The organism is Anaerocaecibacter muris (genome assembly GCF_943192945.1).
Classification (GTDB): Bacteria; Bacillota; Clostridia; order Christensenellales; family Pumilibacteraceae; genus Anaerocaecibacter; species Anaerocaecibacter muris.
In genome coordinates, this window is the sequence record NZ_CALPCE010000002.1 from 117,859 (window position 1) to 137,102 (window position 19,244).

The 19,244-nt window shown below is 52.4% G+C and carries 22 protein-coding genes, 1 tRNA gene and 1 pseudogene; 17 read left to right on the plus strand and 7 right to left on the minus strand.

Annotation, left to right across the window (positions count from 1 at the left end):
• Positions 1–34: 34 nt before the first annotated feature.
• Positions 35–400 (plus strand): annotated as a pseudogene (locus NFR57_RS02125) (radical SAM family protein); the annotation flags it as partial.
• 107 nt (positions 401–507) lie between these two features.
• Here NFR57_RS02125 and NFR57_RS02130 read toward each other — a convergent pair.
• From NFR57_RS02130 to NFR57_RS02150, 5 genes are all read right to left on the minus strand, one after another.
• Positions 508–1,857, minus strand: coding sequence for a sensor histidine kinase (locus tag NFR57_RS02130; RefSeq protein ID WP_251182187.1), 1,350 nt, complete (start codon positions 1,855–1,857; stop codon positions 508–510).
• Positions 1,854–2,495 (minus strand): response regulator transcription factor, encoded by a 642-nt coding sequence (locus NFR57_RS02135; RefSeq protein WP_251182188.1) that lies wholly within the window; start codon positions 2,493–2,495, stop codon positions 1,854–1,856. Before NFR57_RS02135 ends, NFR57_RS02130 begins: the two co-directional genes overlap by 4 nt.
• A gap of 83 nt (positions 2,496–2,578) precedes the next feature.
• The gene (pstB, locus tag NFR57_RS02140) at positions 2,579–3,370 is read right to left on the minus strand and encodes a phosphate ABC transporter ATP-binding protein PstB (RefSeq protein WP_251182189.1); all 792 of its coding nucleotides are present in this window, start codon (positions 3,368–3,370) and stop codon (positions 2,579–2,581) included.
• Entirely contained in the window at positions 3,367–5,148 is a 1,782-nt protein-coding gene (gene pstA, locus NFR57_RS02145; protein ID WP_251182190.1) for a phosphate ABC transporter permease PstA, read from the minus strand. Before pstA ends, pstB begins: the two co-directional genes overlap by 4 nt.
• A gap of 1 nt (position 5,149) precedes the next feature.
• Positions 5,150–5,953 (minus strand): substrate-binding domain-containing protein, encoded by an 804-nt coding sequence (locus tag NFR57_RS02150; protein ID WP_251182191.1) that lies wholly within the window; start codon positions 5,951–5,953, stop codon positions 5,150–5,152.
• Between the two features lie 129 nt (positions 5,954–6,082).
• On the opposite strand from NFR57_RS02150, the gene NFR57_RS08695 reads away from it, so the two are divergent.
• On the plus strand, positions 6,083–6,385 hold the full coding sequence (locus tag NFR57_RS08695; RefSeq protein ID WP_275557166.1) for a tyrosine-type recombinase/integrase: 303 nt from the start codon (positions 6,083–6,085) through the stop codon (positions 6,383–6,385).
• A gap of 34 nt (positions 6,386–6,419) precedes the next feature.
• On the opposite strand, the gene NFR57_RS02160 is transcribed toward NFR57_RS08695, so the two are convergent.
• Positions 6,420–6,496 (minus strand) — tRNA-Arg (locus NFR57_RS02160).
• 306 nt (positions 6,497–6,802) lie between these two features.
• On the opposite strand from NFR57_RS02160, the gene NFR57_RS02165 reads away from it, so the two are divergent.
• Together NFR57_RS02165 and NFR57_RS02170 are read left to right on the plus strand one after the other, a co-directional pair.
• Positions 6,803–7,936 carry an alpha/beta hydrolase gene (locus tag NFR57_RS02165; RefSeq protein ID WP_251182193.1) on the plus strand — a complete coding sequence of 378 codons (1,134 nt, stop codon included), beginning with the start codon at positions 6,803–6,805 and terminating at the stop codon, positions 7,934–7,936.
• A 208-nt stretch (positions 7,937–8,144) separates the two neighbouring features.
• Positions 8,145–8,576 carry a hypothetical protein gene (locus NFR57_RS02170; RefSeq protein WP_251182194.1) on the plus strand — a complete coding sequence of 144 codons (432 nt, stop codon included), beginning with the start codon at positions 8,145–8,147 and terminating at the stop codon, positions 8,574–8,576.
• Between the two features lie 82 nt (positions 8,577–8,658).
• Here NFR57_RS02170 and NFR57_RS02175 read toward each other — a convergent pair whose 3' ends face one another.
• A complete protein-coding gene (locus NFR57_RS02175) occupies positions 8,659–9,303 on the minus strand; it encodes an SH3 domain-containing protein (protein ID WP_251182195.1) in 645 nt (214 codons plus the stop codon).
• A 135-nt stretch (positions 9,304–9,438) separates the two neighbouring features.
• On the opposite strand from NFR57_RS02175, the gene NFR57_RS02180 reads away from it, so the two are divergent.
• The 13 genes from NFR57_RS02180 (at position 9,439) to NFR57_RS02240 (ending at position 19,242) form a co-directional block, all read left to right on the plus strand.
• Positions 9,439–10,860, plus strand: a complete 1,422-nt coding sequence (locus NFR57_RS02180; RefSeq protein WP_251182196.1) for a terminase large subunit domain-containing protein — start codon at positions 9,439–9,441, stop codon at positions 10,858–10,860.
• The gene (locus tag NFR57_RS02185) at positions 10,857–11,138 is read left to right on the plus strand and encodes a hypothetical protein (RefSeq protein ID WP_251182197.1); all 282 of its coding nucleotides are present in this window, start codon (positions 10,857–10,859) and stop codon (positions 11,136–11,138) included. The genes NFR57_RS02180 and NFR57_RS02185 overlap by 4 nt, the downstream gene beginning before the upstream one ends.
• Positions 11,139–11,240: 102 nt before the next feature.
• Positions 11,241–11,459 (plus strand): hypothetical protein, encoded by a 219-nt coding sequence (locus NFR57_RS02190; protein WP_251182198.1) that lies wholly within the window; start codon positions 11,241–11,243, stop codon positions 11,457–11,459.
• Complete coding sequence (locus tag NFR57_RS02195; protein ID WP_251182199.1) at positions 11,456–13,318, plus strand: portal protein; 1,863 nt, start codon at positions 11,456–11,458, stop codon at positions 13,316–13,318. The genes NFR57_RS02190 and NFR57_RS02195 overlap by 4 nt, the downstream gene beginning before the upstream one ends.
• 12 nt (positions 13,319–13,330) lie before the next feature.
• Positions 13,331–14,005, plus strand: a complete 675-nt coding sequence (locus NFR57_RS02200) for a hypothetical protein (RefSeq protein WP_251182200.1) — start codon at positions 13,331–13,333, stop codon at positions 14,003–14,005.
• A 23-nt stretch (positions 14,006–14,028) separates the two neighbouring features.
• Positions 14,029–15,183 carry a phage major capsid protein gene (locus NFR57_RS02205; protein WP_251182201.1) on the plus strand — a complete coding sequence of 385 codons (1,155 nt, stop codon included), beginning with the start codon at positions 14,029–14,031 and terminating at the stop codon, positions 15,181–15,183.
• On the plus strand, positions 15,180–15,503 hold the full coding sequence (locus tag NFR57_RS02210; protein ID WP_251182202.1) for a hypothetical protein: 324 nt from the start codon (positions 15,180–15,182) through the stop codon (positions 15,501–15,503). Before NFR57_RS02205 ends, NFR57_RS02210 begins: the two co-directional genes overlap by 4 nt.
• On the plus strand, positions 15,500–16,066 hold the full coding sequence (locus NFR57_RS02215) for a hypothetical protein (RefSeq protein WP_251182203.1): 567 nt from the start codon (positions 15,500–15,502) through the stop codon (positions 16,064–16,066). The genes NFR57_RS02210 and NFR57_RS02215 overlap by 4 nt, the downstream gene beginning before the upstream one ends.
• 31 nt (positions 16,067–16,097) lie before the next feature.
• Positions 16,098–17,498 (plus strand): hypothetical protein, encoded by a 1,401-nt coding sequence (locus tag NFR57_RS02220; RefSeq protein ID WP_251182204.1) that lies wholly within the window; start codon positions 16,098–16,100, stop codon positions 17,496–17,498.
• Between the two features lie 41 nt (positions 17,499–17,539).
• A complete protein-coding gene (locus tag NFR57_RS02225; protein ID WP_251182205.1) occupies positions 17,540–17,875 on the plus strand; it encodes a hypothetical protein in 336 nt (111 codons plus the stop codon).
• A gap of 26 nt (positions 17,876–17,901) precedes the next feature.
• On the plus strand, positions 17,902–18,219 hold the full coding sequence (locus tag NFR57_RS02230; RefSeq protein WP_251182206.1) for a BhlA/UviB family holin-like peptide: 318 nt from the start codon (positions 17,902–17,904) through the stop codon (positions 18,217–18,219).
• Positions 18,198–18,386 (plus strand): hypothetical protein, encoded by a 189-nt coding sequence (locus tag NFR57_RS02235; protein WP_251182207.1) that lies wholly within the window; start codon positions 18,198–18,200, stop codon positions 18,384–18,386. Before NFR57_RS02230 ends, NFR57_RS02235 begins: the two co-directional genes overlap by 22 nt.
• On the plus strand, positions 18,349–19,242 hold the full coding sequence (locus NFR57_RS02240) for a DUF7934 family protein (RefSeq protein WP_251182208.1): 894 nt from the start codon (positions 18,349–18,351) through the stop codon (positions 19,240–19,242). The genes NFR57_RS02235 and NFR57_RS02240 overlap by 38 nt, the downstream gene beginning before the upstream one ends.
• Positions 19,243–19,244: the final 2 nt, after the last annotated feature.

Consider the following 19,244-nt stretch of genomic DNA (forward strand, 5'->3'; position numbering starts at 1 on the left):
GACAATATAAACAGAAACATCGGAGAAAGCGGAGATGATAGTAAAAGATATACATGTCAAAGATGTTATTACTAAAAGTAATCTGCCTGTGTGCGATTATTCGGTTAATCCGTATATCGGTTGCTAGCACGCCTGCAAATACTGTTACGCTTGCTTTATGAAACGTTTTACAAATCATGCCGAGGACTGGGGCGACTTTATAGACGTTAAGTATTGGCAACCGATTAAAAATCCTCAAAAGTACGCAGGCAAAGAGTTGTTTATAGGCTCGGTAACAGACCCGTATCAGCCCGTCGAAGAACAATATCGTCGCACTCGCGCGCTGTTGGAAGAATTGCAAGGAAGCGGCGCGTTGTTATCGATTGCTACAAAAAGCGACCTTATATTGCGCGATCTGGATTACCGCAACGCGGACAAAGAATATTAGCGTCCGAGGCGCTTTCGCCTTTACATAATTTATAACCGCATTGCGGACAACAAACATACGCTTTCATTTTGTTACCTCTTTCAAAACTCCACAGTAAATTTGCTACCTTCGCCGAGCGTGCTTTCGACGCTTATTTTCCAACCGGATTTTTGGCATATCTTTTTGGCAACGGCAAGCCCCAAACCAAAGCCGCCGTTTTTACCGTTGTGCGATTTGTCAACCGTGAAAAAACGTGAAAATACTTTGCTCATATTTTCTTCCGCAATGCCTATTCCCGTATCTTCAACAGTCAAGCCTTGATAGTTAAGCGTAACCGTTATACTGCCGCCGTCCTTATTGTATTTAATGGCGTTTCGCACGAGATTCCCGAAGATTTCGCTTAATCGTTCGTGTCTGCTCATTACGATTACGTTATCGTCTATTTTTTCCGTTATCGAAATATTCCTTTTGTCCGCTTCGGGTTTCAATGCGGCAATCGTTTCTTTTGCAAGCGCGGAAAAGTCCACTTCGTAAGGGGGTAAATCGTCATTGTCGATTTCGCTGTAATTGATGATACAAGCAATCAAATTTGTAAGGCGTTCGCTCTGCGTTAGTATTGTTTTATACGCTGTTTTCGTTTGGCTTTCGCTCATACCGCCCGCCTGTAACAATTCGGCGTAGCCGTGAATCGACGTAAGCGGCGTATTCATCTCGTGCGTTACGTTAGAAATAAATTCGTCCTTTGAAACACGCGCTTTTTCCACAAGCTCTTTTTCCGCTTGTATCTCGCTCATTTGCCTTTGAATGTTGCGATTGCGCTCGTTGAGAATATCGGCTACGGGTTTGAGTTCGGAATATTTGCTTGTAACTTGCGGGTTGTTTGCGGCGTCGCTTGCAAGTTTTTTTACGGGCGTTAAGATATAGTGCGTTGATACAAAGGCTATGACGGCGCACAATACGATTGCCAAGATGAAGAAATATAGGAGAATAGGCAATGATTTTGCGAAGATACTCCAATCGGTATCGGTAAATATAGCAATCCGCACCAAATATCGTCCGTCGAAGTTTTTGCAAAAATACACCATATTTTTACCGAGCGTAGAACTGCCGCGCACGGCAAAGCCTTCTCCGTCGAAAATAGCGTCTTTTATTTCCGATCTGTCGGAATGATTTTCCAAATCGTCATCGGCAATGCTGTCGGCAAGTACGTTGCCTTGTGCGTCCATAAACGTAACTCTTGCGCCGTTCAATTTTTCCGAAAAAGCGGCGGCGTTTTGTTCGTTCAAATCGTCCAAATTCAAAGTTTCATCAAAGCTGTTCATATAAACGCGCAAATATTCTTTGCTGTCGTCTATGGACGATTTATAATAAACCTGCGTTGCCGCAAAAGAAAAGACAAAAAGACAGGCTACCGTAATTCCGAGCGATAAAATCCAAATACGCCATTTCATAATTTGTACCCCACACCGAATACCGTTTCTATCTTCACGCCGAGCTTGCGAAGACGGGCAACGTGATTATCGAGCGTTCGCGTTTCGCCTACGTCGTAACCCCAAACTTCGGTTAAAAGTTTTTCACGGGATAAAACTCTACCGTGATTTTCCATAAAATATTTTAACAGCTCAAATTCTTTATGGTTGAGCGACACTTCTTTACTGTCGATTTTGCAGACAAAAGTTTCAGAGTTCAGCGTAACATTACCAACCGACAAAACGCTTTGCCGTTGTTTGCCGCGCAATCTTGCATTTACTCTTGCCGTAAGTTCCAATACGGAAAAAGGCTTTGCGATATAATCGTCCGCACCCAAATTCAGACCGTTGACTTTATCTTCTTCTTTTGAAAGTGCGGAAAGCATTATACAACTTACGGACGGATATTTTTCTTTTATGTATTTGAGCGCGTCGAGCCCGCTTCCGTCCGGCAACATTATGTCGAGTAGCGCAACGTCCGGCTGTTCATTGTTCAGCGCGTCCAAAAAAGATTTTAAGGTCGAAAATGCCTTAAATTCCAATCCGTTCATTTCGAGCGCGACTTTTATAAGTCCGCAAATGCTTGTATCGTCTTCTAAAATAAAAACCGTACCTTTCATAATATCACCTTGCTTTAATTATATCATTTTTTGTTTGATAAATAAAGTGTTGAGAATATGCCGCTTGTAATAAAATTGTAATATCAACCAAATCTGCCGTTGATATAATCGTCTGTTTTTTTGTTCTGCGGATGAGCAAACAACTTTTTCGTTTCGTCCATTTCAATCATTTCGCCCAAAAGGAAGTACGCCGTATAGTCGGCTATTCTGAACGCCTGCTGCATATTGTGCGTTACCATAATAATGGTCATATTCTTTTTGAGTTCAAGACAGAGTTCTTCTATTTTTCCGGTAGAAATGGGATCGAGCGCACTCGTCGGCTCGTCCATTAAAAGAATTTGCGGTTCAACGGACAGCGCACGGGCAATACAGAGCCTTTGTTGTTGACCGCCCGAAAGACCGAGCGCGGATTTATTTAATCTGTCTTTCACTTCGTCCCACATAGCCGCGCCTTTGAGCGAGCTTTCGACTATCCCGTCCAATTCACTTTTGGCGCGTATTCCGAACGTGCGCGGTCCGTATGCAATATTATCGTAAACGCTCATAGCAAGCGGGTTGGGGCGTTGGAATACCATACCCACGTTTTTCCGAAGGCGCGACAAATCTGTTTTCCTTGCGTAAACATCGGTGTTGCCGATTTTGATTTCACCCGTGATTTTACAGCCTTCGATTAAATCGTTCATTCTATTAAGCGATTTTATGAGCGTGGATTTGCCGCAACCGCTCGGACCGATTAAAGCAGTGAGTTTATTTTTCGGAAAATCCATATAAATGCTTTTTAACGCGTGAAACGAGCCGTAGTATAAATTCATTTCCTTGACCGAAACGGCAATATCGCCGCTCAAATCAAATTGCTCTATAATGTGTTTTTTCATATCTTTTTTCTCCGATTAAATAACCATTCCATAAGTGAAACGAGTAAGTTAAGTATGATGACGAATATAAGCAATATGCTTGCCGTAGCGTAGGCTTCGTTTACTTGCAAGCCGTTACTCATAAACTTCCATACGAGAACGGCGAAACTTGCCGCGCTATCACCGTAACCTTGCGGAATAAAAGTAGATGCCGAGCCCACCGTAAATATGAGAGCCGCGCTTTCGTTTACGATTCGCCCGATAGAAAGGATAATCGACGTTATAATTCCCGTAATTGCCTGCGGCAGAACGACAACGAAAATCGTCCGTAATTTTCCCGCGCCGAGAGCGTAACTTGCTTCACGCATACTGTCGGGCACTTCCGATAAACTTTGTTCGGTGCTGCGTATAATCGTCGGCAAAATGATAAGAGCCAAAGTAATACCGCCCGCCCATAGAGAATAGCCCATATTCATACCGATTACAAAGAATACCATTCCGAACAGCCCGAATATTATCGACGGAATACCGGCAAGCGTATCGACGAACAGGCGTATCACTTTAACGAAAATGCTTCCTTTCTTTGCATACTCGTTCAAAAAGATTGCCGCGCCTACACCGAGCGGCAAAGCAAGCAACAGCGCAAGACCTATAAGCATTGTAGTTGATACAAAAGCGGGCGCAAGCGTCGTGTGTGCGTTACCGCTTTCCCCGAACATAAAATCAGTACTCAAATGCGGAAAGCCTTTTACGAAAACGAATATTACGATAAATGCGAGAACGAACGCAACCAGCAAAGAAATAACCCAAGAAACTATCCATAGCGCATCGCAAGAGCTACCCGTGCGACGATAGCTTTTTAACGTATCTTTCTGATCGCTTTCTCTCAATCTACGAGAGAAGAATTTATTGCCGCCCTTGCTGTCCTTTTTTACAGCCATAAGGCAAAGATTAAGTATGAGTATAAAGATAAGCAATACGAACCCGTCGGCAATAAGCGCAGACTGTTCGGACGGCGTTGCATAACCCCAATTCTGTACGATATTGCTTGTGAGCGTGGTAAACGGCACGAACGCACCGAACGGATAACCCGAACCGTTACCCACTATCATCTGAACAGCCATTGTTTCGCCGATTGCCCGACCTATGCCGAGTATGATTGCCGATATAATTCCGCTCTTTGCGGCGGGTAGTAAAACTTTCCATACCGCTTGATTTTTTGAACAGCCGAGCGCAAGCGCGCCTTCGTAGTAGTGCATGGGTACTGCTTCCAAACTGTTTTTGGTTATGGAAGTTATCGTCGGTAATATCATAATCGAGAGAATAAGCGTACACGCCAAAAGTCCGAAACCCGCATTATTCGGGTGGAATATATCGACGAGTAGCGGCATTAAAAATTTATACCCGAGCAGACCGTACACGATAGACGGAATACCCGCAAGCAAATTTACGATTTGCGTATATATCTTTTTCAATCGTTTAGGACAGTAGAATACAAGCCAAATCGCCGTAAATATCGCAAGCGTTCCGCCGAGCAGAACGGCGCATACGGTAAGAAAGAACGTGCCGACAATCATTCGCCATATTCCGAAAGTTTCCGATTTTGCCGACCATTCAGAGCCGAAAATAAACTTGAAAAAACCTATATCACGAAAAGCGGGTATGCTTGCATAAAGCAAATAACCGATAATCGTAAATACGGCAAGAATGGAAAATGCCGCAAGGGCTATAAATATTGCCTTTGCGATATTTTCCTTTGAAAAAAACTTTGCCGTTTTAATCTTTGTAAGCGTAGTCATATCACTTTACCGAAATATAACCCGCGCCCGTTATAACCGTTTGAGCTTCCGCACTCATAATATAATCGTAAAAGCCTTGTGCCGCCGCCGACAGCGTTCCGTTTTCTTTGAGTACGATAACGAACGGACGTTGCAGAGCATAAGTGTTATTCATAATGTTTTCCACCGTGCAAGCAACACCGTCTAAACTTACCGCTTTAACCGTACTTTTCAGACTGCCGTAAGATATGTAGCCTATGCTGTTTGTCGAGCCTTGTATCGCTTCGATTACGTTACCTGTTTCGGCAAGCGTGGCAACGCTCGTAGCGTAACCGTTTTCGATTTTCAAAAGCTCGTCGAACGCCGTGCGCGTTCCGCTTGACGCATCTCTGCCGATTGCCGCCGTTATCGTAGTGTCGGGAATTGCAGTACCGCTTTCATAGAGCGCTTTCACGTCGGTTTTGCTAACGTCCGTAACAGAACAATCTTTATTGACGATAAGAGCGATTCCGTCCATACAAAGAGTTGTACCGATAACGCCCGTTTCGCTCGACTTCAATTCACGCGAAGACATACCGAAATCGTTTAAGCCTTTTTGCGTATCGCTTATGCCCGCGCCGGACGAAGACATATTTACCGTAATTCTTACGTCGTGCGTCTTTTCGTATTCCGCCGCAAGTTTTTCCATTATGGGTGTAACGGAAGACGAACCCGAAACGGTAATGCTTTCTTTTTTACTGCCGCAACCCGTCATTGCACCGAGTGTTCCGCATACCAACGTGGCAACGCAAAGCGCACTTGCCAAAATTTTGCCTACTTTTTTCATTTTGTTTCTCCTTGAATTTTTTATTTTTGTCGTTTGACAAGTATAGAATAGCAAGAAGAAGTAACAAAGTTAGTCAGTCAGTTGCAATAAATTTGTAAAATTAGATTATTTATTTGTCTTTCGACAGGGGTGCATATCGGAAAAGCTGACGAATACTACTTAGCCGTTAATATTTACCGTTTGCCTATCTTTCCGCACTCGGTAGGACAGTATCTGAAACGCTATGAACGAGAATGGAAAATGAAAGAAGTTACCTGTCATGGCTTACGGCATACATATTGCAGTTTGCTTTTATCGCAGAATGTTCCGATACAAACGGTAAGCAAGTATATGGGACATAGCGATTCGACGGTAACGCTTAAAGTGTACAGCCACTTTATACCCGATACGCAAGATACGGCACTTAACGCGCTGAACAATATTACGGCATAGAAAAACGACCGAGAATTTATCTCGGTCGTTGCCTTGGCGTTCGCGGCGGGAATCGAACCCACAGTCTATCGCTTAGGAGGCGATTGCGTTATCCTATTACGCCACGCGAACACACGCAAAATATTTTATACCGGAAATTATACCGATTCTGTATTCAGTTGTAAAAAGTACGTCAAAACAGCCTTTTTTCTATCCAAAACTACCGTTTTTCTATGTTTCCGTTGGATATACCGCACACTTAGGAGGGGTTTATTATATCCATTTAACTACGGAAGCGCGGGGCTTTATCCTTAATAATATATCATGTTAAACGCGATAGGTCAAGCGAATTGCGGGCTCGCGCGCGGCGCGGTCGGATATTGCGCTTGACAAGGTCGGGGAGGGTATGGTACAATACCGTTACGGAGGCTTTGTGTAATGCAGGGTTGGATGATTGCTTTGATTATTGCGGCGTGCGTTGTTGCGGCGCTCGCCGTAGCGTTTTTGGTCGGCTCGCTCGCCGCGGTGCATATTATTCTCGGTAGGCGTAAGCCTCCCGTTGTCAAGCCTAACACGGTAAATGATCCCGAACGTTACGGCGTGAACGGCGAGTGGTTTGCGGGCGTTTCGGATGTTACCGAAAAAGTCGGCTTGGTTGCTTACGACGGCGTCGCGCTCTGCGCGTCGCTCATACGGCAAAAACAGTCGCAAGCGCGCGTCGCTATCTGCTGTCACGGTTACGGCGCGACGCAAAAGTCCATGCAGGTGCAAGCCAAACTGTTTTACGACAGAGGGTTCGACGTTTTGCTCCCGTCCATGCGCGGGCACGGCGAGTCGGGCGGCAAAGTCGGCATGGCGTGGCTCGACCGCTTCGACCTGTTGCGCTGGATAGATAAAATTATCGACATGTTCGGTGCGAACGTGTCTATTGCGCTGTGCGGCGTTTCTATGGGCGGATCAACCGTCGTTGCCGCCGCCGGCATGAATCCTCCGCCGCAAGTCAAATGCGTTATCGACGATTGCGGGTTCTCCTCGCACGTGGATATTTACTCCGCGCACATCGGCAGAGTGCCCAAGTCTATCGGGTTGCTTCCGCTGTCCGTCGGCGTGCGGCTCGTTCACGGCTATGCGCTCGGCGACGCGGATATTGCCGCGCTTGCCAAAAACATGACCGTGCCCGCGCTGTTCATTCACGGCGAGGCGGACAAGTTTGTGCCCACCGCGCTCGGTCAAAAACTGTTCGACAGTTGCGGTTCTCAAAACAAGCAATTCTTTACCGTGCCCGACGCGGCGCACGCTTTGTCGTTCGCTACCGACCGAGAGGCGTACTCGCAGACTTTTAACGCGTTTATCGACGAAAACGTCGCGGGCAGTGCGTTCGTTTTCGACAGCAATTCGCTTATCCCCGAAAAGACGCCCGACGCGCCTGCTCCCGACGAAGATACTTCCGCAGACGCTTCTGCGCCCGCGCCGTCTGTCGATCTTCCCGCGGACGACGGTCAAGCGGACGGCGTGCCCGAAAACAGCGTTGCGGACGGTATTGACGGCGAAACCCCGACGGCGGGCGAGTAGTTTGTTATGTTAGCCGTTCGTACACAAAAAATACAATAAAAAACAATCGCAAACAATTATAAACAACGCTTTTCGGCGTTGTTTTTTTGTTGGGTTTTTATCGGCTTAAATATTTTGCAATTATTTATTCGAATTGCATATGTTGACATAATGCTGTCAGTAAATACGTGATAGACTGCGCGTGAAAATTGCGAAAGGAGATCGAGTTATGCGCAGTGCGGAACGAAAAATAATAGAAAACATCATACTTATAAACCCGCTTATTTACGGGTTGCAGGACAGTATCGAAAAGGAGCAAGAGAGCGTTATTGCGGACATGACGTCGCCCGCCGACAAGGTGATAAAAAAGTTGTACGCGCTTGACGACAGGCGGATCGACCTGTGCAATCTTAAAGTGTTGTACGGGTTTATCGAGGACGGGTTGGGTGAAAAGTTTGATTTATTGCGGTCGTGCGCGGCATGCGGCGCGGCGTGCGATTATTACGAGCTTGCGGCGCGCCAGCTTGTGCGGGCGGGGTACACATTGCAAAAAGCGGAAAAGGAATTTTCGTACCTGTTTAAACTGATAAAGCGACCGCGCGCGGCGCGGCGGTATCTGCCTGCGCATTCGGCGGCGGACGCGACGATTGGCGCGACGTGATTGTATTCGCATTGCGGCGCGACGTATAGCGGAGCGAGGGGGAGGCAAACAAAACGGGCAGCGAATAAAAAGCCCGCGGGCGTTATTCGTCCTTGGGCTTGCGGAACAGGTAAAACATAATAAACGGCACGGGTATGCACAGCGCGACTATGAAAATAATCGCCGTTATGCGAGACATTGTTTGCGGCGGGGTTTCGTCCGTCGGCTCGGTCACGGTCGGTTCGTCGGGCGGCGGTTCTTTTTCGATAATATTCGGCGGTGTGGGCGGCACTTTGATATGCGCGTAATAGCAGTAGCCGCGCGTGCCGTTGACATTGACGTAGTACCACAGTTTGCCCGCGTCTGCGATTAGCGCGTCGCCTTCGATAGAGCCGTAACAGTGTCCGACCGAATCGGGCGAGAGCACGGTAAGCACTTCTGCGGAACGCTTCGGTTCTTTGCGCAGGTTGACGGGTTGACCGTCGTTGTCGCAGTCGAACATCACGGTTTTTTCGTACTTGGTGACGGGGGTATAGTCCACTTGTTGCACGCTGTCCGCCTTGACGTAGCCCGTGAGATCGTCGTAAATGACGGAAATAAACCCGTCGGGCGCGTCGTCGGAGTTTTGCAGTACGAAATACCCCGCGGGAAGCTCGACAATAGGGCTTGCGGTCGAATCGTAAAGCGTTGTTTGCGCGGGCATTATAAAAAACGTAAGCGCGGTTATTACCGAACAAATAGTTGCCATGGGTCTGTTAAGTTTAACAGACGGGCGGTTGCGAGAGTTGACTTGTTTTGTCGTTTAGGGTGGAATTTTTACGACGCGGCGGAATTGCGTATTCGGGGCGGCGCGGTTTTTTGTCTATGGGGGGAGGGGCAAAGGTTGCGGGATATTATTCGGCGAATTTTGGATATAGAGCGCGAGCAGAAACGCAGGTATAAAAACAACGCGTTGGCGCGGTACAACACGGACAGAGTGCACGTCAAGCAAATGGAATTCCACCGTTGCAAAAAGCGCAACCGCTGGGTGTTCGGCGGCAACCGCACGGGCAAGACGGAGTGCGGCGCGGCGGAAACGGTGTGGCTTGCGCGAGGCATACACCCGTACCGCGACAACAAGCGCACCGACGGTTGGGTGGTGTCGCTGTCGCGCGCGGTGCAACGCGAGGTCGCGCAAAAAAAGATACTGCGCTATCTCAATCCCGACTGGATTGCGGACGTAGTTATGGAGAGCGGCAAGGCGCAAAATCCGTCGGGCGGCATTATCGATTATATAGCGGTGAAAAACGTGTTCGGCACGATAAGCACGATATGTTTCAAAACGTGCGAGTCGGGGCGCGACAAGTTTGCGGGCGCGTCGCTCGACTATGTGTGGTTTGACGAGGAGCCGCCCGAAGATATTTACGACGAGTGCGCCATGCGCGTCGTCGATAAAAAGGGCTTGATATTCGGCACGATGACGCCCCTTTTGGGCTTGACATTCGTGTACAAACGCATTTACCTCAACTGCAACGCCGACCCCGAAGTGTGGCATATTTTCATGGAGTGGTCGGACAATCCGTACTTGGACGGCGACGAAGTCGCGCGTATTTCCGCGGCTATGTCCGACGACGAGCTTAACGTCAGGCGATACGGGCGGTTTACCGAAGCCAAAGGCGCGGTGTATACGGAGTTTGACGAGCGCACGCACGTAATCCCGCCATTCGACATACCGCGCGACTGGCAGGACCGACTGTCTATCGACCCGGGGTTGAACAATCCGTTGTCCTGCCATTGGTACGCGGTGGATTACGACGGAAACGTCTATGTCGTTGCCGAACACTTTGAGGCGGGCAAGCCCGTCGCGCACCACGCCGCGGCGATAAAAAATATAAGCGCACGGCTGGGCTGGCACACCGACGGGCGGGGCAGGCTGTACGCGCTTATCGACAGCGCGGCGGCGCAACACACGCTCAACGCCGACAAGTCGGTCGCGGAACTGTTTTGCGAAAACGGCATACTCGCCGACACGCGGGTCAATAAAGATTTGTTCAGCGGAATCAACCGCGTCAAGCAATATCTGTCGACCGACGGCAAGCCGCGAATCTTTATATTCGACACGTGCGTCAATCTTATCCGAGAGCTTAAAAGCTACCGCTGGGGCGACGGCGACCGTCCGGTAAAAACGGACGACCACTGTCTGGACGAACTGCGATACTACCTGATGTCGCGCCCCGCGCCTCCGCGCCGCGCGGAAGTCAAAAGCGAAATCGCGCTCGACAAAGAACGGCTTATTCGCCGCGTTACGGGGAGGCGACGGGCATGACGACCAAGGACGATATTTTGGACGCGGTGACAAAGCGCGCCTGCGGTTACGCCGCGCGCGAGGTGGTGGAGGAATACGCGCTTGTGGACGGTTCGCTCGAACTGGTCAAGCGAAAGATAACGACAAAGGACGTTCCGCCCGATATGACCGCCGCGAAAATGGCGCTCGACAACACCGACGCGCTCGATATTCCCGACGACGTGCTCCAAGCCGAAAAAGAGCGGTTGCTTAAAATGCTCATGGACGGGCGGCGCGGCAAGGCGGAAAAACAGACGTAGCGCGGCGGCGTTGTGCACGATTGTATGACGTGGCTGTTGCGGCGGGCGGTGGGATTAACAGGCAGACAAACAATTATTCTTTATTATTTTACGGGAGGAATTATGGAAGTAATCGAGTGCAAGCACAACGTAAAGTGCGAGCTGGGCGCGTGCAAGAACCGCGCGACGCGGGCGGTCAAGTTTGACCGCGTGGGAATACGCGGGCGGATATTCGCATGCGACAAGTGCCTCAACGAGCTGTACACGGCGATAGGCGCGGCGGTCGTGCCTAAATCGGTGGAAACGGCGCGCAAAAAACGCGCAAAGGACGGCGGGCAATGACGAGGGAATTTCGCGAGGATATTATAGCCGACGTCAAGCGCGACTTTGCGGCGCGAGTCGAGGCAAGGCGGCCTTACGAAACGCAGTGGCGGTTGAACATGAATTTTTACATGGGCAATCAGTATTGCACGGCGCTTCCCACGGGCGAAATAGCCGACGTCGAACGCGATTACTATTGGCAGGAACGCGAGGTGTTTAACCACATTTCCGCCATTGTCGAAACGCGCCAAGCCAAGCTGAACACCGTGCGCCCGTCGCTTACGGTACGCCCGTTCTCGTCGGACGACGGCGACGTAAAGACGGCGAAAAACGCGACAAAGATACTCAATTCCGCTTGCGACAGACTGGACGTGGACGCGCTTTTGACGGACGGCACAATGTGGTCGGAAATATGCGGCACGGGTTTTTATTACATAGGCTGGGACGCGCGCGCGGGGCTGGAAATTTCGGACGGCGTGTTCGAGGGCGACGTTTGCGCGAGCGTAGTTCCGCCGTTTGAAATATATCCCGACAACATCTTTGCGCAAAACGTAAGCGATTGCCGATCGATTATCCGCGCCCGCGCGGTGGACGTGGACGAACTTAAACGCGTTTACGGCAAGACCGTTCAGCCCGAAACAAGCGACGTAATAGGTCTGTCGTCCGCGGCGGTCGGCGGGGGGCTTGTGGCAAACAGCGCGCTAAATAAGCTCGCGCCCACGGTCGCCGAGCACAGCGCGGTGCTTATAGAGCGGTACGTCGCGCCGTCGTCCGACAAGCCCGACGGCGAGCTTGCCGTCGTCGCCAACGGCGTGCTGTTGTATTACGGCGCGTTGCCGTATATCAACGGCGTGGACGGCAGGCGCGAGATTCCGTTTATAAAACAGGTGTCGTTGGTCAACGCGGGTTGCTTTTTCGGCGCGTCGGTGGTCGAGCGATCCATACCCGTTCAGCGCGCGTACAACGCTGTCAAAAACCGCAAGCACGAGTTTATGAACAGGCTGTCCATGGGCGTAATGGCGGTGGAGGACGGGTCGGTCGATATAGACAACCTCGAACAGGAAGGCATTTCCCCCGGCAAGATTTTGGTGTACAGACAGGGCGCGACCCCGCCGCGCATGGTGGACATGGGTTCGGTGCCGACCGCGTTCGATACGGAAGAAGCGCGCCTGCTCAACGAGTTCACCAAGATAAGCGGAGTAAGCGAAATCATGCGGTCGTCGGAAGCGGTGTCCGCCAATATGAGCGGCGTGGCGTTGCAACTGCTTATCGAGCAGGACGACACGCGCCTGTCGCTGTCCGCCGAGTACGTGCGTATCGCGGCGCGCGACATAGCGCGGCACATACTGCGCCTGTATAAGCAATTCGGGTCGGATTCGCGGCTCGCGCGCATTGCGGGGCAAAACGGACAAGTCGAGCTTGTGCGGTGGTCGGCTTCCGACATATCGAGCGACGACGTAATATTCACGACCGACAACGAACTGCTGTCCACGCCCGCCATGCGGCAAAACATGATGATCGAACTGTTTAAAATGGGCTTGCTGTCCGACGCCGAGGGCAAGATGAGCGAAACGCAAAAGCACAGATTTTTGGAAGCGCTCGGCTACGGCGGTTGGGACAGCGACATAGACCTCGCGCAGGTCCATGTGTCGCGCGCAGAAACGGAAAACTTAAAGGACGCGTACAAAATAAACGAGTTCGACGATCACGAACTGCACGCGGACGCGCACGTCAAATATCTGTTGTCGGAGTGCCCGACGGGCAAAAAAGCGGAACGGCTCAAAGCGCACATTAAAGAACACCGCGCCGCGATCGCGCTTACCGCCGCGCCCGAACAATCGACTGCGCCCGCCGCACGGCAATCGACGGCAACAGCGTAAAAGGAGGATATCATGAAAAACCAAACAGACGGAAACTCCGTGCCGCCCGAAAACGCGGGCGAATACGGAAAGTTCAAAACGGCGGGCGACCTGCTCGCGGCTTATAACGCGCTCGAAAGCGAGTTTACCAAAAAGTGCCAATCGTTAAAACGGTTACAAGCGCAACTCGAACTTTTTAACGCGCAAGCCGAAGCGGACAAGCCGACGGGCGATCCGCCCTCGCCGCCGCCGAATAGCGATGCGGAACGGGACGGCGCGCCGCCGATCGCAACAGCGGTCGCTACGCCGCCGCCCGCCGAAAATTTTGCCCGCGCGGCGGATACGTCCGATCCGAACGACCCGTTCGACGATACTGCCGCGCCGCAGGACGCGACTGCCGAAGTCGCGGCGACGGCGAGTATGACGCAGTGCGGCGCATGCGCTGCGGACGGGGAGGACGACGCGCAAAGCGCGGCGAGGCGCGCGCTGGAAACGGTGGTGCAAAATGCGGCGGATTTTGCCGAAACGCTTGCGGCGTTGCCCGAAATCATGGACGCGTGCGTCGCGCGTTACAAGCAGAAGTTGTTGGGCGGCAGGGCGCATTGCGTTTCGCCCGCGGGCATGGCGGTTATTGCGCCCGTCAAGCGACCGCGCACGCTGTACGAAGCGAAGTTGCTCGCCGATGAGCTGTTAAACGAAAGACTTTAAAATTTATTATCAAGGAGAAAAACATGGTAACATTGCAAAATGCGGAAAACGCGCTCAAATCGGTATACCTCGGAACGGTCACCGACCTTTTAAACACGCGGGTCAACCCGCTGTTGTCCAAGATAGAACAAACGTCCTCGGACGTGTGGGGTAAGGAAATACGCACCGCCGCCAAGTTCGGCATAAACGGCGGCGTGGGCGCGGGCGACGAAGACGGCGACTTGCCCGCGGCGTTCGGCAACAACTACTTGCAGTTTGTGACGACGCTCAAAAACCTGTACGGTCAAATCGAAATTTCGGACAAAGCTATTCGCGCGTCTGCGGACGGGCGCGGCGCGTTTACCGACCTTTTGAACGCCGAGCTCGAAGGCTTGCTCAACGCGTCCAAGTTCAACCTCGGGCGTATGCTTTACGGCGACGGCACGGGGCTGTTGGCGACGTTCGCCGAAAAATCGACGAGCGACAACACGATCGTATGCGACACCGCGCGCAACCTTATAGAAGGGCTTGCCGTAGACGTATACGGCGCGAACGGAACTAAAAAGGGCACGGCGCGTATTTCGTATGTGGACAGAGCGCAAAAAACCGTAACGCTCGACGGCGCGACGGTAACGCTCGCGGCGGGCGACAAAATGTACGTTCAAGGCTCGAAAGACAAGGAAATAACCGGCATAGGCGCGCTGTTTAACGGATCGAGTATTTACGGCGTGCAAAAGTCGGCGCACCCCTTTTTAAACCCGTACACAAAGAACGTCGGCGGCGCGATTGACGAAATCGTCATGCAGGAAGCTATCGACGCGCTCGAAAACGACGCGGGTTCTACCGTCGATTTCTTGGCGTGCTCGCAGGACGCAAAATATTCGTTTATAGAATACATGTCGTCATACAAACGAAATATCGACATAATGGAATTGGAGGGCGGGTTTAAAACGCTGTCGTACAACGGCTTGCCGCTCGTATATGACAGGTTTGTGCCCGACGGCAGTATGTATCTGCTCAACACAAAGGCGTTCAAACTTCATCAGCTTTGCGATTGGCGTTTCATCGAAACCGAAAACGGCAAGATTTTGCGCCAAAATCAGGGCAAACCGACGTACACCGCGACGCTCGTCAAGTATTGCGATCTCATCTGCCAAAAGCCCAACGGTCAGGCTGTTCTCACGGGGATAACGCGTTGACGGGTCGGGTTATAGACGACGATATGTTCGGCGTTTGCCGTCGGCTCAAAAGCATAGACGACGGGTATTTCGTGTTCCTCAACTACAAGACCGGCAAGTTCGAGGTGCACAACAAAAAGGACGCGCACACGCTTTGCCTCGTCCTGCCTTACGACAGGCTGGACGAACGCACGGTAAGGCGCGTGCTCTATACCCGTGCCGAGCGCGTCGCGCAAATCACCGAACGCATGGAACGCGACAACGCGCGTATCGAAGCGCGGCGAATACGCGCCGCCGTTGACGGAGCGGTTGCCGCGTGCGCGGGAGGAGGCGCATTGTGACGGTTCGACAGATAGCGTTGTCCGCCGCGGCGATTTTGCAGGCGGACGACATTGCGGCAATATTATCGGGCGAAGCGGACGGCGAGAACGCGCAAGCATCCGAGATAACGGACGGCGACGCGCTCACGCTTATAAAGTGCGTAAACCTCGCCGCCGCGGAAGCCGCGGGTGATTTCCCCGTGCTGTCCGTCGTAAAGGCGGAGAGCCGAAACGGGGTTATCCCGCTTGCGGCAATCGGCGATGTAAGCGCGGTGCGCGAGGTGTCTGCGGGCGGACGCGCGGTGCATTTTACGTTTGACGGGCGCGGCGTAAAAACGCCGTTCGACGGAACGTTCGAGGTGACTTTTGCGCCGCAGTATAAGGACGCGGGCGCGGACGACGGTGTAGCCGTCGGCGCGGGCGCGGACAAAGAAATGCTTGCTTATCTCACGGCGCGCAATTTCTGTCTTGTCACGGGCAGGACGGACGAAGCGAGCGTGTGGGATCAGCGGTATAACGCCGAGGCGGAAAACAAGCGCATACGGCGCAGAGCGGTTATGCCGCGGCGCGCGTGGCTTGCGTAAAGCGCGGCGGACGAAATGACGGGAGGATACGATGTCAAGGCTTAAAATACCGACCGTGCCCAAATACCGCAAGCGGTTGGGCGGGTTCGGCGCAACGGACGTAAAAAGCAACGAGAGCGTGCTCGACTTCAACACCGCGGCGGAGTGTTACAACTTCGACTGTTCGTCGGGCGCGTTACGCCCCGCGTGCGGAATAAAGTCGCACGCCGTCGTGCCGAAAGACGCGGTGCGGTATTGGGTGTACAGATACTTTTCGGACAAGACGGGCGGGTACGTCGATCAGTACGTGTTTCAACTTAAAAACGGTATACTTCGCTATTACGATCCCGTCTTGGGCAAAACGCTGTACATTTCGGGCGTTGCGTACCCGCCCATAAACGCGCTCAATTACAGGCTCAATTCCAAAGACGTATTGCTTATGTCGGGCGAGGGCAGAAAGTTAATCGTGTGGGACGGCACGGCGATAAACGAATACCAAAACAGCCCGACCATTTCGTCAATGGCTATACATTACGAGCGGCTGTTCGTCACCAGCTCGGCAGAGCCGACAAAGGTGTTCTTTTCGGACGACCTCGACCCGACCAACTGGAACGTCGGGGCGGACGGCGGCGGGTTCATAGAATTGTTGGACGAGCGCGGCGAACTTAACAAGGTCGTGTCGTTCGGCAGTTACCTGTACATATTCCGCGACCACGGCATAAGCCGAGTAACGGCGTTCGGCGACCAGCGCGAATTTTCGGTGCTCAACCTGTTCGTAACGACGGGGCGCATATACCCGTCGAGCATAGCGACGTGCGGCGCGGGCATAATGTTCCTCGCGTCCGACGGGCTGTATATGTTCGACGGGTACGAGTGCCGCCGCGCGCTTGCCAACCTCGACGGACTGATCGCGCCCAACGACGACTGCGCGTCCGCATATGCCGACGGAAAGTATTATCTTGCGTGCCGCATGAACTTCCGCGACGGCAAGCAAGTGGGGTGCGAGAGCGGCGAGTTCGTGACAAACGGACTGCTCGCGTTCGACCCCGTGACGGGCGAGTATTCGGTGACGCGCGGCATGGATGTGCGGTTCATGAACAAGTGCGTGTACGACGGCGAGGACTTTTTGATGTGCCGCGACGGAACGGCGAGCGGCGTGCTGTGCGCCGACGGGTGCAGGTTCGGCGCGCCGTTGCCCAAACGCTGGCAAAGCCCCGCGTCGGACTTCGCAACGCCCGACCGCACAAAGGTGTTGCGAGAACTGTACATAAAAACAGATTGCGCGTGTAACGTAACGCTCGCGTCGGGGCAAAAGCAAAAGACGGTCGCGGTCAAATCGGGCGACAGGCGCGTGCGCCTTAACTTTAACGGCAAGCGCGTTTCGCTCGCAATAGACTGCGACGCGGGCTACTGCGAAATCCAAGCGCCGACGGTCGTATATTCGTCGTACTGACGGCGATAGAACACGGTAATAAAATATCGGAGGAAGATGTAATGGATAAATCGGTGCGCGCGCTGTCCCTGGCGGAGGACGCGACGGCGGGCATGGAAATGTTGCGCTGCTATGTAAAAAGCAAAACCCGAATCACGGTTAAAAGCGTGCACACGGACGGGCAAAACAGACGCGTGTTCGGCAAGATCCGATCGGACGGAAGCGCGGCTGTAATAGTAAGGTTCGACGGCACGGCAAACGTAAAATTCGGCGACCAAACGTTGGCGAGCGGCAGTACCGTCTGTTTCGCGGTATTGCCCGCGGGCGAAAACGACCTGTGGATTTCGGGCACGGACAACAACGCCAAGGTCATGGTTTTCGGCGGGGCGTGGCTGTAACGCAACAGTATAAGGGGGATAAAACAATGGAGCAAATAGTGTCGCTCGTCGTTGCAAACGGGCTGTTCGCCGTGCTGTTTTGCGGTCTGCTCGTGTACGAACTGCGCGACAGCCGCAACCGCGAGCGCAAATATACGCAGACGATACGCGCGCTCACCGACAGGCTGGACGCGGTAAAAACAGTCAAGACCGACGTCGAACAAGTCAAGACCGACGTAAACAGACTGGCGGACGACCTGTCCGAACTGCGTTCGGACGTCGGCGAAATAAAAAGCGCAACGGTGCCGCGCCGCGGCAAACCCAAGCGCGCGGGAGGTTGCGAGTGCGCGACGACGTCGGCGTAAGCGGCGGGGATAAGATCCGCCGCGCGGACAGCCCGTTAAAGGCGTTCGGACGGCTCGACACCTGTCGAAACGTCATGCGCGCTTACGACCTGTACCGCTACAATCTGTATAAGGAGAAGTACGAAACCCATGGAAAAATATCCAAACAACTCGGAAGAGCGGAATAAGCTGGAAGAGGAAATCAAACGGTTGGAGTCGTCGGCGTTCGGTTCGGTCGGCAAACCGACGCTGTCGCAAACCGCGCTTAACGAAATAGAGTACACTCCGCCCACCGACGAGTATTTGGCGGTCGAGGCGGAAAACAGCCTCGCAAACGATCGCGCCGACCAAATCCAAGCCATACGCGACAGGTCGGAAAACGAGGTCAAGCAAAACACCGCCGTGCGCGACGCGTATATTTCCGACCGCGACGGCGAGCGCGCGACGCTTGCCGAAAATTACGAAGCCGCGGTGCGCGCCGTCGATAACGACGCAATCAAGCGCGGGCTTGCGCGATCGTCGGTGGCGGCGGTGGGTAGGAGCGAACTGGAAAGAGAGTATTTAAAGCGCAACGCCGACGTCGAAAAAAGTTACGGCAAAAAGATAGCCGAGCTCGACGGCGAAATAGCCGCGGCGGACGGCAAACTGCGCGCCGCGCTGGACGACTTCAACCTGTCGTATGCGACGCGGCTCAACCAAAAAATAGCCGAGCTGAAAGCCGAGCGCGACCAAAAAATCGAGCGCGTGACGAGCTTTAACAACTCCGTGCGCGAAAAGCAAGCCAAGCTCGACGCGGACAAATTAAAGACGGAAAGCGATCTGTTTTCCGCCGCTATCGAGCAAAAGAAAAAGGCGAACAGCGCGGACGGCTTGTCCGCGTCCGAGCGCGACAAACTGTTCAAATCGGTTTACGACAGTATGGACAAATATCTCGCGTCGCTCGACAAGCAGGAGGCAAAACTCGAAATTCGCAACCACACGCTGTACCGTCAGCATCTGTCAAACTACTATTATACCAAACTATACGACAAGTACGGACGGTAACA